3 protein-coding genes are annotated in these 2,199 nt (G+C 27.0%); all 3 read right to left on the reverse strand.

Annotated elements, in window-relative coordinates; all coding sequences use genetic code 11:
- Positions 1-99: 99 nt before the first annotated feature.
- On the reverse strand, positions 100-705 hold the full coding sequence (locus ACO409_RS10720; protein WP_485557119.1) for a hypothetical protein: 606 nt from the start codon (positions 703-705) through the stop codon (positions 100-102).
- Positions 695-856 (reverse strand): hypothetical protein, encoded by a 162-nt coding sequence (locus tag ACO409_RS10725; protein WP_485557121.1) that lies wholly within the window; start codon positions 854-856, stop codon positions 695-697. Before ACO409_RS10725 ends, ACO409_RS10720 begins: the two co-directional genes overlap by 11 nt.
- A 136-nt stretch (positions 857-992) precedes the next feature.
- The coding region (locus ACO409_RS10730) for a PTS transporter subunit EIIC (protein ID WP_485557123.1) at positions 993-2,199 on the reverse strand (1,207 nt) is incomplete at its 5' end.

Below are 2,199 nucleotides of genomic sequence, written 5' to 3' on the forward strand. Positions count from 1 at the left end.
TTAAATGAAAATTTTAGCTTATAGGGGTTATATGGGTGAATTTGGTATAATTAAAGTTTTTTTGTATTAATTATTTAGAATATAGTTCATTATTAATTTTTAAAGGCTATTCTTTTTTTTAAATATATTTTTTAAAAAAATAGCAAATGAAAACAATATATAAGTTGAAAATATAAAAAACATCGCTAACAAAAAATTCCATATTATTATGTCAGTTATATTTTCTTGATTATCTGATCCGTATCCATATTTATTTAAAAAATCAATTGTCTTAATATACTCTATATTTCCAAATTTTTTTTTAATCTCTATTTCTGTTAAATGAAATTTTAAATCCTTTTCATCAGAAGAATTTATATAAAAATAACCTTTACAAAACTTTTTAATTTTATATTTTTGTTTTTCAAAAGAAGTAACATCTTCTTCACCTAATGAATAACCTACAATATAATTTTCTACACGTTGAATTTTAATTATATTTGGACATTCTGAAAATCCTAAATTTCTTACAAGATTTATATCCATTATATCTAAATCAATTTTTCTAAATCTTATATCATATCTATACAATACATAAAATTCCGAAATTTCATAGTATACATTTTGTATATATTCTTTATTTAATATTGATATCATAATTTTAATAAAAAACACGATAGAAAAACTAATTAGAATAACAATTTTTATTTTATTTTTACTTTGCATTTTTAGGATTGCCTCCTAATTTTTTTATATTATTTATAGCATCAGATATTTTTATATTTAAAGAATTTATAACTTCATTCTGTAAATTTTTTTGTTTTTTTTTCTTCTGTTTTTCCTTCTTTATGGCTTTCCTCTTACTTCTCTTGTTCATAACCAAATTCCTTTCCTTAACTATATTTTAACAAATAGAAAACTAGTTTTCAATTTATTTGTCCAAGGTTTTGGGTACACTCCATTTTTAAAAAAAAGTAGAAGTACAAAACCCCTACTTAAATTTATTATTTCTATTATTTTTCTAATTTTACAAATGTATATGTTAATGCAAAACTTACTCCAGCACCTACGATTATAGAAACTAAGTACAATGGTAATTGAGCATTTAAGAATAATAAGATTCCAGGTATTACTGTTACTGCCATTCCTGATGCTTTTAATCCGAAAATTGATGCCAAAAATCCTCCTGCAGCTCCTCCTGCCAATCCCATCAAGAATGGTTTACCTTTACCTTTAATCAAGTTTACCCCATAAATTGCAGGTTCTGTAATTCCTAATGCTGCTGATAATGCTGATGGCAATGCCAATGCTTTTAATTTTACATCTTTTGTTTTAATTCCAACTGCTAAAACTGCCCCAAATTGTCCTGCAACTGCAGCTGATAACAATGGATTGAATTGGTTGAACCCATCTTTTGCAAGTAATTGGATTTCCAAAAAGTTAAATACATGGTGAACTCCTGTAACTACAATTAATTGCTGAACTCCTCCAATTATAATTCCTGCAATTCCAAATGGCAATGATAAAATCCATTCAGTAGCTTTTAAAATATAAGTTTCTAATGAATGGAACACAGGTCCTATGATAAATAATCCCAATGTGCTCATAATTAAAAATACTAAAAATGGTGTAAGCAATAAATCTAGAGCATCTGGAATAACTTTTCTAAGTCTTTTTTCTAATTTAGCACCTATCATCCCAACAAATAATGCTGGTAAAACTGTTCCTTGATATCCTACTACTGGAATAAATTTAAAGAACATAATAGGATGTGCATCTCCTGAAGCCACTTGATAAGCATTTGGCAATGAACTGCTTATTAACATTGAACCTAATACTATTCCTAATACTGGTGAACCACCAAACACTTTAAATGCTGACCATGCAACTAATGCAGGCAATATAATAAACGCTGTATCAGTTAATACTTGTGTGTATAATAAAAAATTTGGGTTTATACTATTAGGCGTTGTTCCTAATAATTTTAATAAATTTTCATTTGTTAGCAATCCACGAAGTCCCATAAATAATCCTGTTGCAACCAATACTGGTATAATTGGTACAAAAATGTCTCCAAATGTTCTTGATATTCTTTGAATAACATTTCCTTGTTTCGCTGCTTCTTTTTTCATATCAGATACTGAAGATTCGCTTACTCCTCCAAGCCCTTGAACTGCCTCATAAACTTTATTTACAGTTCCTGTTCCAAAGATAATTTGA

It is taken from the genome of Leptotrichia sp. (assembly GCF_057270615.1).